General features: G+C 61.4%; 10 protein-coding genes. 4 read left to right on the top strand and 6 right to left on the bottom strand.

Going from position 1 to position 12,729, the window contains the following annotated elements; genetic code table 11:
- Window positions 1–51: 51 nt before the first annotated feature.
- Entirely contained in the window at window positions 52–936 is an 885-nt protein-coding gene (locus ND528_RS09570) for a LysR substrate-binding domain-containing protein (protein WP_263470194.1), read from the bottom strand.
- A 157-nt stretch (window positions 937–1,093) separates the two neighbouring features.
- Between ND528_RS09570 and ydiJ the strand changes: the two genes are divergently transcribed.
- Window positions 1,094–4,120, top strand: coding sequence for a D-2-hydroxyglutarate dehydrogenase YdiJ (gene ydiJ, locus ND528_RS09565; protein ID WP_263470193.1), 3,027 nt, complete (start codon window positions 1,094–1,096; stop codon window positions 4,118–4,120).
- Here the strand turns inward: ydiJ and ND528_RS09560 are convergent.
- Together ND528_RS09560 and ND528_RS09555 are read right to left on the bottom strand one after the other, a co-directional pair.
- On the bottom strand, window positions 4,053–4,739 hold the full coding sequence (locus ND528_RS09560) for a paraquat-inducible protein A (protein WP_263470192.1): 687 nt from the start codon (window positions 4,737–4,739) through the stop codon (window positions 4,053–4,055). The two genes, ydiJ and ND528_RS09560, sit on opposite strands and share 68 nt — an antisense overlap.
- On the bottom strand, window positions 4,736–5,332 hold the full coding sequence (locus ND528_RS09555; protein ID WP_122698064.1) for a paraquat-inducible protein A: 597 nt from the start codon (window positions 5,330–5,332) through the stop codon (window positions 4,736–4,738). Before ND528_RS09555 ends, ND528_RS09560 begins: the two co-directional genes overlap by 4 nt.
- A gap of 170 nt (window positions 5,333–5,502) precedes the next feature.
- Between ND528_RS09555 and ND528_RS09550 the strand changes: the two genes are divergently transcribed.
- Window positions 5,503–6,672 carry a DUF1624 domain-containing protein gene (locus tag ND528_RS09550; protein ID WP_263470191.1) on the top strand — a complete coding sequence of 390 codons (1,170 nt, stop codon included), beginning with the start codon at window positions 5,503–5,505 and terminating at the stop codon, window positions 6,670–6,672.
- Between the two features lie 160 nt (window positions 6,673–6,832).
- Here the strand turns inward: ND528_RS09550 and ND528_RS09545 are convergent, their stop codons facing one another.
- Window positions 6,833–8,224 (bottom strand): aldehyde dehydrogenase family protein, encoded by a 1,392-nt coding sequence (locus tag ND528_RS09545; RefSeq protein ID WP_263470190.1) that lies wholly within the window; start codon window positions 8,222–8,224, stop codon window positions 6,833–6,835.
- Between the two features lie 104 nt (window positions 8,225–8,328).
- Here ND528_RS09545 and ptrR point away from each other — a divergent pair, with 104 nt between their 5' ends.
- Window positions 8,329–9,207, top strand: coding sequence for a putrescine utilization regulator PtrR (gene ptrR, locus ND528_RS09540; RefSeq protein WP_133336964.1), 879 nt, complete (start codon window positions 8,329–8,331; stop codon window positions 9,205–9,207).
- A gap of 12 nt (window positions 9,208–9,219) precedes the next feature.
- On the opposite strand, the gene ND528_RS09535 is transcribed toward ptrR, so the two are convergent.
- Both ND528_RS09535 and ND528_RS09530 read right to left on the bottom strand, forming a co-directional pair.
- Complete coding sequence (locus ND528_RS09535; protein WP_263470189.1) at window positions 9,220–9,843, bottom strand: glutathione S-transferase family protein; 624 nt, start codon at window positions 9,841–9,843, stop codon at window positions 9,220–9,222.
- Between the two features lie 115 nt (window positions 9,844–9,958).
- Entirely contained in the window at window positions 9,959–10,777 is an 819-nt protein-coding gene (locus ND528_RS09530) for an alpha/beta fold hydrolase (protein WP_263470188.1), read from the bottom strand.
- A 223-nt stretch (window positions 10,778–11,000) separates the two neighbouring features.
- On the opposite strand from ND528_RS09530, the gene ND528_RS09525 reads away from it, so the two are divergent.
- On the top strand, window positions 11,001–12,707 hold the full coding sequence (locus ND528_RS09525; RefSeq protein ID WP_263470187.1) for a ShlB/FhaC/HecB family hemolysin secretion/activation protein: 1,707 nt from the start codon (window positions 11,001–11,003) through the stop codon (window positions 12,705–12,707).
- Window positions 12,708–12,729 lie beyond the last annotated feature (22 nt).

Below are 12,729 nucleotides of genomic sequence, written 5' to 3'. Positions count from 1 at the left end.
ACATTTCCCTGTGGGAGCGAGCCTGCTCGCGAATGGCCGCGACGCGATCGTTCAGAGGGTATCAACCAGCCAATCCCGAAACGCTCTCAACGAAGGCAAATTCTCATTGCGCGGCGGATACACCAGGTAATAGCTGCGGCGGCTGGTAATCGGCTCGCCCAGTTGCAGCAACTCGCCCTTGAGCAACTCATCTTCGACCAGAATCCGCGGCACCAGGCCCACGCCGATATTGGCGCGTACCGCCTGAATCAAGTGCGAGGTCATTTCGAAGCTCGGCCCGATCCGCATGCTGCGATGTGGCAGTTGGTGATGGCTGAACCATTCCGCCCACGCCTGGGCATTGCTGCTGACGTTGAGCAACAACTGCCCGGCAATGTGTCGCTCGGCCTCCTCGTGTTCCGTTGCCGACAACTGCGCGCTGGCAATCGCCACCAATTCTTCGGTGTGCAGGGGCAGGGCGGTCAGGCCTGGCCACTCACCGCCGCCGACGCAGATGGCCGCGTCGATTTCGCTGGTGTCGAAATCGATGGTTTCGATCCGCGAGTGTAGGTGCACGGTCATGCCCGGGTGCGCCGTGTAGAAATCCTTCAACCGTGGCAGCAGCCATTTCGAACCGAAGGTTGGCAGCGTCGCCAGGCGCAGGCTATGGATGCCCGAACCAAACGCCATCGCCTGCAAGGTTGCGCTGCGGATCTGCCCGAGGGCTTCGCTGAGCTCGCGCTGATACATGCGCCCGACATCCGTCAGCACCACCTGCCGGCCTTCGCGGCTGAACAGGCGCATGCCGAGCATCTTCTCGAGAATCTGTACCTGGCGACTGACCGCGCTCTGCGTCAGTGACAGCTCATGGGCGGCGCGGGTGTAGCTCTCGTGGCGAGCGGCGGCCTCGAAAGCCAGCAGCAGCGACATGGACGGTGTGAGGGTGCGCGGGTTCATTCGTAAAACTCATCGATAGCGGGTCGAAATTACGCTTGTTCCATGGCTGACCAGCAATGAACATGGGCGCAATCAGATGGCGGAGCCTGACGCAATCATTCCTTGCGCACAACTGTTCACCGCCACACAACCCGATTTGCCCGAGATGACCTGACTGATGATTGCCCAGCTGTCGCCTGCCAAAGCCCTGACCGGCGATTACCAACAATTCCTCGCCGCCCTGAAAGAGAGCGGCTTTCGCGGGGAAATCAGCGCCGATTACGCCAGCCGCGTGGTGCTTGCGACCGACAACTCGATCTATCAGCGCTTGCCGCAAGCGGCGGTGTTTCCGCTGGATGCGGACGATGTGGCACGTGTCGCACGGCTGATTGCCGAACCGGCGTACGAGAAAGTGGTGATCACCCCGCGTGGCGGTGGCACCGGTACCAACGGCCAATCGCTGACGGACGGCATCGTCGTCGACCTGTCGCGGCACATGAACCGCATTCTGGAAATCAACGTTGAACAACGCTGGGTGCGCGTACAGGCCGGGGTGGTCAAGGATCAGCTCAACGCCGCGTTGAAATCCTCCGGGCTGTTTTTTGCTCCGGAACTGTCGACCTCGAACCGCGCCACGGTCGGCGGCATGATCAACACCGACGCCAGCGGCCAGGGCAGTTGCACCTACGGCAAGACCCGCGACCATGTGCTGGAGCTGGAGATGATCCTGCGCGGCGGCGAGCGTCTGCACGGCCTGCCGCTGGCCGAGGATGAGCTTGCAGCGCAGTGCGCCCGCGATGATCGCGTCGGCGAAGTCTATCGTTGTGCGCGGCAGATCATTGATGAACAGGGCGAGCTGATCAAGGCACGCTTTCCCGATCTCAACCGCTGCCTGACCGGTTATGACCTGGCGCATCTGCGCGAGGCCGATCAGCGCTTCAACCTCAACAGCGTGCTCTGTGGCGCTGAAGGCTCGCTTGGCTTTGTTGTCGAAGCGCGACTCAATGTGCTGCCGATTCCCAAGCACACCATGCTGGTCAACATCCGCTACGCCGGGTTCATGGATGCCTTGCGCGATGCGCGGGCGTTGATGGCGCTCAAGCCGTTGTCGATTGAAACCGTCGACTCCAAAGTCTTGCTGTTGGCGATGCAGGACATCGTCTGGCACGGCGTTGCCGAATATTTTCCGGAAAACGCTGAGCGGCCGACTCTGGGCATCAATCTGGTCGAGTTCTGCGGTGACGATCCCGAAGATCTGCAACGCCGCATCGAAGCGTTCCTCGAACATCTGCAAAACGACCGCACCGTGGAGCGACTCGGGCATACGCTGGCGGTTGGTCAGGCAGCGGTGAACAAGGTCTATGGCATGCGCAAACGGGCGGTGGGCCTGCTCGGCAATGTCGCCGGCGAAGCCCGCCCGCAGCCGTTCGTTGAAGACACCGCGGTGCCGCCGCAGCACTTGGCCGAATACATCGCCGAACTGCGCGACTTGCTCGATAGCCACGGTTTGCAGTACGGCATGTTCGGCCATGTCGACGCCGGCGTACTGCACGTGCGGCCGATCCTCGACATGAAAGACCCGCAGCAAGCGGCGCTGGTTCGTCCGGTGTCCGATGGCGTCGCCGCGTTGACCCAGCGCTACGGCGGCCTGCTCTGGGGCGAGCATGGCAAGGGCCTGCGTTCGGAGTACGCGCCGGCATTCTTCGGCGAATTGTACCCGGCGCTGCAAGCCTTGAAAGCGGCGTTCGACCCGTTCAACCAGTTCAATCCGGGCAAAATCGCCACGCCGGCCAACAGCGGTGCAGCGCTACTGAAAATTGACGAAGTGACCCTGCGCGGCGAGCTGGATCGGCAGATCGACGAGAAAGTCTGGCAAAGCTACGGCGCCGCCATGCACTGCAATGGCAACGGCGCCTGCTACAACTTCGATCCCGATGACGCCATGTGCCCGTCGTGGAAAGCCACCCGCGAACGCGCGCAGTCGCCCAAGGGCCGCGCTTCGCTGATTCGCGAATGGCTACGGTTGCAGGGCGAGGCGGGCGTCGATGTGCTCTCGGATGCGATTCGCAAACCGGCGTTTTTCCGCTCGCTGTGGCAGCGCTGGCGCAACAGTCGCGATCCGTCGGCGGACTTCTCCCACGAAGTGTATGACGCCATGGCCGGTTGTCTGGCCTGTAAATCCTGCGCGGGGCAGTGCCCGGTGAAGGTCAACGTGCCGGAATTCCGCTCGCGCTTTCTTGAGCTGTATCACAGCCGTTATCTGCGTCCGGCACGGGATTACCTTATTGCTTCGCTGGAATACACCATTCCGTACATGGCGCGGATTCCGGGGCTGTACAACGGTGTCATGGGCGCGGACTTTGTGCGCAGCGCGTTGGCGCGTATTGGTGGCATGGTCGATGTGCCGTTGCTCAGCCGTTTCGATTTCCACGCAGCGATGCGCCGTTGGCAGGTGCAGCCAGCAACGGTTGCAACGCTGTCGGCACTGACCCCGGAGCAACGCGAACGCAGCGTGGTCATCGTGCAGGACGCCTTCACCCGCTACTTCGAAGCGCCGTTGTTGGCGGATCTGGTCGAGCTGATTTCGCGTCTGGGTTATCAGGTCTATCTCGCGCCGTTCAGCGCCAACGGCAAACCGCTGCATGTGCAGGGCTTTCTCTCGGCGTTCAATCGGGCGGCGTTGCGCAACGCTGGGCAATTGCAGGCACTGGCGCAGACCGGCGTGCCCTTGCTGGGGCTGGATCCGGCGATGACTCTGGTCTATCGCCAGGAATACCTGAAAGTGCCGGGCTTGAATGAATGTCCTGAAGTGGCGCTGGTGCAGGAATGGTTACTCAAGGTCATGCCGGAGCAGGCGCCTGAGGCTCAGCCCAAAGCGTTCCGTCTGCTCGCCCATTGCACGGAGAAAACCAACGCGCCGGCCGCGACCCGCCAGTGGGAACAGGTCTTCGAACGTGCCGGTCTGAAGCTGGCCACGCAGGCTACCGGTTGCTGCGGCATGTCCGGTACTTACGGCCACGAAGCACGCAATCGCCAGACCTCGGCAATCATTTACGAGCAATCGTGGGCGCGTCAGGTGCAGGCTCCGACGGAGCAGGGCGAGGCGTTGGCGACCGGCTACTCCTGCCGCAGCCAGGTCAAGCGCCAGTCGGATCAGGCGCTGCGCCATCCGTTGCAGGTGTTGCTGGAGACGCTGCGTCGCTGAGCGTGTCGCCGGTGTCCTGGTCCCAGATCAGGCGCGGATCGAAACTCATCGCCGCGAGCATGGTGAACACCACGACCAGGCCGAAGAACAGGATGCCCGGTCGTGGCTCGATATCGCCCAGCGCCTGGAATTTCACCAGCGCCGCGACCAGCGCGACCACCAGCACATCGAGCATCGACCAGTAGCCGATCAGCTCGACGAAGCGATACAGCTTGGAACGCTCCCTGCGCGCCCAATCGCTGTTGCGCTGTACGGTGACCAGCAGCAAGGTCAGGGCGACGAACTTGACCCCCGGCACCGCGATACTGGCGATGAAAATGATCAGGGCGATGTCCCACGCCCCGGCCTCCCAGAACTCCAGCACGCCGCTCATGATCGTGCTGTCGGCGCCGTTGCCGAGCATCACTGTGTTCATCACCGGCAGCAGGTTCGCCGGAACATAAAAGGCCAGCGCGGCGAGCATGTACGCCCAGGTGCGCGTCAGCGAATTGGTCTTGCGCCGATGCAACGGCGCATCACAGCGCGGGCATTCGTGGGGCTCGTCGGTCATGTCACAGGCCAAACCACAGCTGTGGCACAGGCACAGGTTGAGTTCGCTGGCGGTCGGTGGACGCTTCATAAAATGTCCCAAAGTTCACGGATGTCACGGCCGGCAATGCGGATCATCATCAGGCTCAGCACCGCCAGGGCGAACAGGCCGATCCCCGGCAGCACATCGAGCAGGCCGGCGAGTTTGAACACCGCGACCATCGCCCCCAGCAGACACACCTCGAGCATGCTCCACGGGCGCAGGGTTTCCAGCCAGCGCATGCACAGATTGAACCCCGGTGCGCGACGCAGGCCGAGGGCAAAACTCAACACCCAGACCAGCAACACCAACTGAAATGCCGGGGCGATGATGATTGCGATCGCCGCGACCATGGCGATAAAGGTGATCGGCCCCTGGCTCAGCGCGAGCACCGAATCCCAAAGGGTCGCACTGTTCTTCATGCCTTTGAGGCTGATGCTCATCACCGGATAGAAATTGGCGAACAGCCACAGCATCGCCGCCGTGAACGTCAGGGCCAGACGCTGCTCGATGGTCAGGCCATTGAAGCGCTGCAGCACGCCACCGCAGCGCACGCACAGGGTTTTCTGGTGTTTGCCGAGCACGACTTTCTCGTACACGCAATCACAGTGCTCGCAGATGATCAGGTGTTCGGTGTTGACCATGGACAGCGCTCAAGGGCAGGGCGGATCTGTTCACTATAGAAGGCTGGCGCTGATGGGCAACTTCGATGCTGGATGTTTGGGTTTTGTTATTCTGATGTTATAAGGTAACGCGAAATTTGCGGGCGGCGTTGTGGCTGTCCGGTGTTATTCCTCTCGATTGCGAAAGACCCATGACCCTTGTGCTTCCCCGTTCTGCCCCATTGACGACTGGCCGGCTGCTATCCATTGATGCGCTCAGAGGCCTGGTGATCCTGTTCATGCTGCTCGATCACGTACGCGAAACCTTCCTGTTGCACCGACAGGTCTCCGATCCGATGGACATCGCCAGCACCGAGCCGGCGCTGTTTTTCAGCCGCACATTGGCGCATTTGTGTGCGCCGGTATTTGTCTTGCTGACCGGCCTGTCGGCATGGCTGTACGGTGAAAAATACGCCGGCAAAGCCGATGTCAGCGCGTTTCTGTTCAAGCGCGGATTGTTTCTGGTGGCGCTCGAATTCACTTTGGTCAACTTCGCCTGGACCTTCCAGTTGCCGCCGAGCGTGATCTACCTGCAAGTGATCTGGGCGATCGGCCTGAGCATGATCGCGCTGGCGCTGCTGGTCTGGTTGCCACGTGCGCTGTTGCTGACGCTGAGCGTGGCGATCATCGCCGGGCACAACCTGCTCGACGCGGTGCATTTTCCGGTCGAGTCGGCGATGCATGTGCCTTGGGCGATTCTGCACGACCGCGGCTGGATCGAGATCAGCGAAAACCTGCGCCTGCGCACCTCGTACCCGCTGCTGCCGTGGATTGGTGTAATCGGCCTGGGCTATGCGCTGGGGCCGTGGTTTGCTCGCGGCATGGACGCGGCGGTGCGTCAGCGTCGTTTGCTGATTGCCGGGGTCGCTGGATTGCTGGGCTTTGTGGCGCTGCGCTTGATCAATGGCTACGGCGAAAAGCCGTGGGCGATCAGCGATTCGCTGGTGCAGACGCTGATGAGCTTTTTCAATATCACCAAATACCCGCCGTCGCTGCTGTTCATCGCGCTGACTGTGAGCGTAGGGCTGTTGCTGTTGCTCGCCTTTGAGCGCGTGCAGAGTCGCCGCTGGATTGGCTGGCTGACGGTGTTCGGTTCGGCGCCGATGTTTTTCTATCTGCTGCACTTGTACGTGTTGAAGGTGTTGTACCTGATTGGCGTGGCGCTGTTTGGCCTGAATCAGGGAAGCTATTTTGGCTTTTCGACGGTGACGGCGGTGTGGCTGGCGGCAGTGGTTCTTGCCGTGGTGCTGTTCCCGGCAGTGCGCTGGTTCTCTGCATTGAAAGCGCGGCGCCGCGACATCAGCTGGCTGAAATATCTGTAAATCGAAGCAGAGCATGTGGGAGTCGTGCCCCAAATCATCTGCGCAGCCGTGCCCCTGTGGGAGCGAGCCTGCTCGCGAAGAGGTGTGTCAGACGATGCAGCAGTGACTGACAGGACGCTTTCGCGAGCAGGCTCGCTCCCACAGGTTTACAGCGCCAGGCTTATTTACGATCCAGCCATACGGTTTGCGCATTGCAGAATTCGCGTACGCCAAAGTGCGACAGCTCACGACCGAAGCCGCTCTTCTTCACGCCGCCGAAGGTCACGCGCGGGTCGCTGGCGGAGTAGCCGTTGATGAACACGCCGCCGGTGTCCAGTTCGCTGGTCAGTTGCTCGGCCAGCGCGACGTTGGCGGTGTAGATCGTGGCAGTCAGGCCGAAATCGCTGTCGTTGGCCAAGGCCACGGCGTGTGCGCAATCGCGGGCGGTGATGATGGAAGCGACCGGGCCGAACAGCTCCTGCTTGAACGAGGTCATGCGGTCGGTGACATCGGCCAGTATCGTCGGCTCGTAGTAGTTGCCAGCGCCCTCGACCTTGCCGCCACCGAGCAACAGGGTCGCGCCTTCTTCAAGGGTATCGCGCACTTGCTGATCGAGTTCATCACGCAGATCGAACCGCGCCATTGGCCCGATGTAAGTGTCGGCCTCCAGCGGATCGCCCATCTTCAACTGGCGTGTCGCTTCAACGAACTTGCGGGTGAATTCCTCGACCACGCCTTGTTCGATGATCAGACGTTTGGCAGCCGCGCAGACCTGGCCGGAATTCTGATAACGGCCGACCACCGCCGCGTGCACCGCCTCATCCAGATCCGCATCGTTGAGCACAATGAACGGATCGGAGCCGCCCAGTTCCAGCACGCATTTCTTCAATGCCGCACCGGCCTGAGCACCGATGGCCATGCCGGCGCGGACGCTGCCGGTCAGGGTCACGGCGGCGATGCGCGGATCGGCGATGGCGCTGGAAACGCCTTCCAGGGTGACGTTGATCACTTCAAACACGCCATCGGGAAAACCGGCGCGGACAAACGCATCGCGCAGCAGGTAAGCGCTGCCCATCACGTTCGGCGCATGCTTGAGCACGTAAGTGTTGCCAGCGATCAACGTCGGCACCGCGCCGCGCAGCACTTGCCAGATCGGGAAGTTCCACGGCATCACCGCCAGAATCGGCCCCAGCGGACGGTACTCGATGCGCGCCTTGCCGCCTTCAACCTGGGTGGCTTCGGCGTCGAGCATGGCCGGGCCGTGTTCGGCGTACCACTCGCAGAGCTTGGCGCATTTCTCGATTTCGCCACGGGCCTGGGCGATCGGCTTGCCCATTTCCTGGGTGATCATGGTCGCCATCGCTTCTGAGGTTTCACGCAGCGCGCCGGCGAGTGCGGTCAAAAGGCGCGAACGATCCTGCAGCGGCTTGCGCTTCCACTTGCCGAAAGCGAAGGCAGCGCGAGTCAGTGCCGCATCAAGGGCGGCGGCGGATTCAAACGCGTAATGACCGATCTGCTCGCCGGTGGCAGGGTTGATGGAGATGGCGTGGGTCTGGCTGGAAATCTGGCTCATTGACGTTGTCCTGTAGGTTCGTCGGATGGGCCTAGAGTAGGGTGGCGTTAGTTTTCTGGAAACTGAATAATAAAGAGCGTGTCCTTCACGATTGGAGAATGACTGTGGATCTGGTGCAACTGGAAATCTTCAAGGCCGTGGCCGAGCACGGCAGCATCAGCGCTGCCGCCACGCACATTCATCGCGTGCCGTCGAACCTGACCACGCGGATCAAACAGCTGGAGCAGGACCTCGGCGTCGATTTGTTTATCCGTGAGAAAAGCCGTCTGCGCCTGTCACCGGCCGGGTGGAGTTTTCTCGAATACACCCGGCGCATTCTCGATCTGGTGCAGGAAGCTCGAGCCACGGTGGCGGGTGAGGAACCCCAGGGCGCGTTCCCGTTGGGCTCGCTGGAAAGTACCGCAGCAGTGCGTATTCCCGAACTGTTGGCGGCGTACAACCAGCAGCACCCGAAGGTCGACCTCGACCTGTCCACCGGGCCATCGGGGACGATGATCGACGGCGTGCTGTCCGGGCGTCTGGCTGCGGCATTCGTCGACGGCCCGGTGCTGCATCCGGCGCTGGAAGGTGTACCGGCGTTCGAGGAGGAAATGGTCATCATCGCGCCGCTCAATCATTCACCGGTCGAACGTGCGGCGGACGTGAACGGCGAGAATATCTACGCCTTCCGCTCCAACTGTTCCTACCGTCACCATTTCGAAAAATGGTTCAGCACCGACGCTGCCGTACCCGGCAAGATCTTCGAAATGGAGTCCTACCACGGCATGCTCGCCTGCGTCAGCGCCGGTGCCGGCCTGGCACTGATGCCGCGCAAAATGCTGCAGAGCATGCCCGGCAGCGCGACGGTCAGCGTCTGGCCGCTGACCGCAGACTTCCGCTATCTGACCACTTGGCTGGTGTGGCGCCGGGGCACGGTGTCGCGCAGTCTGAGCATGTTCGTGCGCTTGCTTGAAGAGCGGGGCGTGGTGCGTGAGCAAGCCTGATCGAGCGCATCTTTATGGCGTGCCATTGCGCCCGTACAAACGATAACCGTCGCGCTGATTCAAGCGATCGTAATAGGCGCGCACCGCAGCCAGATCCCCGTGATCGAGCGGCGTTTCGAACCAGCGATTGACCGACAGCCCGATCGGAATGTCCGCCAGGGAAAACTGCTCGCCACTGACGTAAGCGCCGGTCTTCTCCAGTTGGCGATCGAGGATTTCCATGTTGCGCGTCCAGTCCCGACAGCCCGCAGCCAAGGCATCGCGATCCTGATAGTCCGGTGACTTGCGCACCAGCGCCATCAGCGGGTACGACCACGAGCGATTCAGCTCCGAGGCCTGCCAGTCAATCCACTGATCGACCCGCGCGCGGGCGATGGGCTCGGCCGGATACAGATGGGCGCCGCCGTAACGCGTCGCCAGATAACGAATGATTGTGTTGGATTCCCAGAGGGCGAAATCGCCATCCTGAATCACCGGCACCATGGCGCAGGGGTTGAGCGCGAGAAACTCCGGCGTGTTCGGCGACTTGAAGCCCGAACCCCAGTCCTCGCGCTCGAAGGGAATGTCCAGTTCGGCACAGGTCCACAACACTTTGCGCACGTTGATCGATGAGGCTTTGCCGAGTATTCGCAGCATTGGATTTCCTTCTCCGGGTAGTGGACGCAGAAAAATACCATAGCGCAAAACACAAGGCCCGCATCGCGCGGGCCTTGGTTCATCAGCATCTGGCTACGGCTTTTGCCGGGCGGGATTACCGATTGAGGAACGCCAGCAGATCCTCATTCAACGCCTGCGCATGGGTCACGGCAAAGCCGTGCGGCGCGCCTGCGTAAACCTTCAATTCGGCGCCCTTGATTTGCGCGACGGCCTGCTTGCCGGTGGTTTCGAACGGCACGATCTGGTCGCCGTCGCCATGGATCACCAGGGTCGGCACATCGATCTTGGCCATGTCCGGGCGGAAGTCGGTTTCCGAGAACGCGGTCACGCAATCGACGGTGCCCTTGAGCGACGCCAGCAGCGCGATATTCAGGGTTTGCGTGAGCACGCCGTCAGAGACTTTCTGGCCCTGATTGGTGCCGTAGAACGGCGCGTTGAAGTCAGCAATGAATTGCGCACGATCTTTCAGCAGGCCGGCCTTGATGCCGTCGAATACCGATTTGTCGACGCCGTCGGCGAAGTCGGCTTTCTTGCCGAACAACGGCGTGACCGCACCGAGCAATACCAGGCCGGCAACGCGCTCGCTGCCGTGGCGGGCGATGTAGCGGCTGACGTCGCCGCCACCCATGGAGAAGCCGACCAGGGTCACGTCGCGCAGATCCAAATGGTTGATCAGGCCTGCGATGTCATCGGCGAAAGTGTCGTAGTCGTAGCCGGTCCATGGTTGATCGGAGCGCCCGAAACCACGGCGGTCGAAGGCGATGGTGCGATAGCCGCGACTGCTGAGGTATTCCATCTGGTATTCCCACATGTCGGCATCCAGCGGCCAGCCGTGGCTGAACAGCACGGGCTTGCCGCTGCCCCAGTCCTTGTAATAGATCTCGGTGCCGTCTTGGGTCTTGAAGGTGCTCATGCAAACTCCTTGTGATCGTGTGTGGCAAGAATAGATGCCGAATGGGCAACGGCCACTATCCGCGCAAAGTGCGCCCGCCACTTGTACGCAGGTGCTGGTTTCATCCGTATGAAAGCGCGGTAATCCCCGATGAGAGGTACAAACTTAAGTTTGACGTCAAAATGATGGCCATCTAATATCGCGCCACTAATTTGATGTCACCTTTTATGTCGAGGGATCGAACATGTTTTCACCCGCCTTCACGGCGCGGTTGTGCCTGGCGCTGCTCTGCCTTTCTCCGCTTGAATCTGCCTGGGCCGCGCCCACTCCTGGTGAAACCGATCTGATCCGCGAACGTCAGAACCGTTTGCTCGAAGAGCAGCAGCGGCGCCTCGAAGAACTCAAGGATCTGCCCGGCAAAGACGCCAAACCCGTACAGCCGACAACCCCCGTCGACACTCGCTGCTTCACCATCAAGGACATCGAGCTCAAGGGCGCCGACAGCCTTTCGGAGCGTGAAAAGGCGCGCCTGCTCAAGCCCTATATCGGCGAATGCCTCGGCGTGCCGCAGCTCAACGAGTTGCTCAAAGTCATCACCGACCATTACATCGAAAAAGGTCTGGTCACCAGTCGTGCGTATTTGCCGCAACAGGATCTGTCCGCCGGGCACCTGAAAGTGCTCGTGGTCGAAGGCAAGCTCGAAGGCATGAAGGGCGCAGAAAACAGCCGGCTCTCGGATCGCGAACTGGCCATGGCCTTTCCCGGCAAAAGCGGTGAACTGGTCAACCTGCGCGAGATCGAGCAGATGGTCGACCAGCTCAATCGCCTGCCGTCCAACCAGGCCAAAATGGAGCTGGCGCCGGGGCAGAATGTCGGCGGCAGCGAAGTGCGCGTCACCAACACGCCGCAGAAGCCGTGGCGCGCCGGCCTGTCGCGCAGCAACGATGGCCAACGCAGCACCGGCGAGCAGCAGTGGGGCACATCGTTCGACTGGGACAGCCCGCTGGGTCTGGCTGACCAATTGAGCCTGCGCGGCGGTCACGATGCGATGACCGATCACCAGCACACTTCCAACAACGCCATGCTCAATTACAGTCTGCCGTGGGGCTGGTGGACGTTCAGTTACACCTACAGCCAGAGCGAGTACCGCTCGCAGATCGCCGCCAACGGCTACAACTTCAAGCAGACCGGCGACAGCGAAAACCATCAGCTGCGCGCCGAGCGCGTGATCCATCGCGACGCGGTCAGCAAGACCTCCCTCAGCGCGGGACTTTCGTACCTGCGCACTAACAACTTCATCGAAGACAGCAAACTCAAACTGAGCAGCAATCGCATCAGCGAAGCGCAATTCGGCTTCAACCACGGCCGTCGTGTCGGCAGCGCTTTCGTCAACTTCGACGCTGGCATGCAGGAGGGCATCGGCGCTTTCGATGCGCAGGGCAGTCACGATCCCGGCCCCGGCGAACCGGATGCACGCTACCGCAAATACAGCGCAACCCTGAGCTATTTGCAGCCGTTCAAATTACTCGGTGAGTCCTTCAGCTTCAGCAGCCTGATGACCGGCCAGCGCAGCGAAGATGTGCTGTTCAGCCCACAGCGCACCAGCCTCGGCGGCTCGGCGTCGATCCGTGGCTACAAGGATCAGTCGCTGTCCGGCGACAGCGGCGGCTACTGGCGCAACGACCTGCGCTGGAGCCGCCCGGTGACTGCCGAATGGCTGCAACCGGTGTTCGCCGAGTACGGCACCAGCCTCGGTTACGACCAGGGCGTAATTCGCGGCGATCGCTACAACGGCGATCAGCACGGGCGCATGTCGAGCAACTCGCTGGAGTTGTTCGCCCGTGGTCAGCATGTGGCCGCCAGCGTGACTTTCGCGCATTCCCTGGAACGACCGGACGCGCTGACCGAGCGTGAAGCGCCGATCTATTTCCGCCTGGATTTCTTCATTTAATTTTTGCCCGCTTCGAGATTCT

Origin of the sequence: Pseudomonas mercuritolerans, from assembly GCF_025706525.1 — a bacterium.
Taxonomy (GTDB): Bacteria; Pseudomonadota; Gammaproteobacteria; order Pseudomonadales; family Pseudomonadaceae; genus Aquipseudomonas; species Aquipseudomonas mercuritolerans.
The sequence above is the reverse complement of the archived record's forward strand: the minus strand, read 5'-3'. Positions and strand labels throughout refer to the sequence as shown.